Here is a 454-nt window from a genome sequence, read left to right as displayed (position 1 = left end):
AGTGGTCATCAGAAACGCGGTAGCCTCCTGCTGACGGTTATCCAGCCCCAGCTTTCCGGCCACCATCAGCGTGGAAAGCGCGGCGTCTTCTGCCGAAAGGGATTTCTCCAGCAGGGTTTTTCCCTGCGCGGATACGTTGCCGGACATGCTTTTTTTCAGCAGTTCACGCTTCTGAATATAAACCTCACGCTGGGCCGTCAGGCGCTGCCACTCGGGCTGCATCTGGGCCGGGTCGGACAGCAGCGCAAGGTTACGGGCCGCGATAGCCATGTCGCGCATGCTGTTACGCATGTCCACGACCAGGGCAAAGCGCTTCATCTTCACGTCGACTGTATCGTTCATCCCCTCCGTGGCCTGCCTCAGAGCGTGAACGGCAATGCCCGTGCACAGGATAAAAAGCAGGATAAGCAGGCCAAAGCCGGCGCTGAGGCGCGTTGAAATTTTCATCAGTTCT

At 58.1% G+C, this 454-nt stretch carries 1 protein-coding gene; it reads right to left on the bottom strand.

Going from position 1 to position 454, the window contains the following annotated elements:
- Positions 1-447, bottom strand: a 447-nt coding sequence (locus IBT54_RS24905; protein WP_201253330.1) for an MCP four helix bundle domain-containing protein, incomplete at its 3' end; no start/stop codon positions are given.
- Positions 448-454: the final 7 nt, after the last annotated feature.

Source organism: Pantoea sp. S62 (genome assembly GCF_016658625.1).
Lineage (GTDB): Bacteria > Pseudomonadota > Gammaproteobacteria > Enterobacterales > Enterobacteriaceae > Pantoea > Pantoea vagans.
This window is presented reverse-complemented; position numbering and strand designations above follow the sequence as displayed.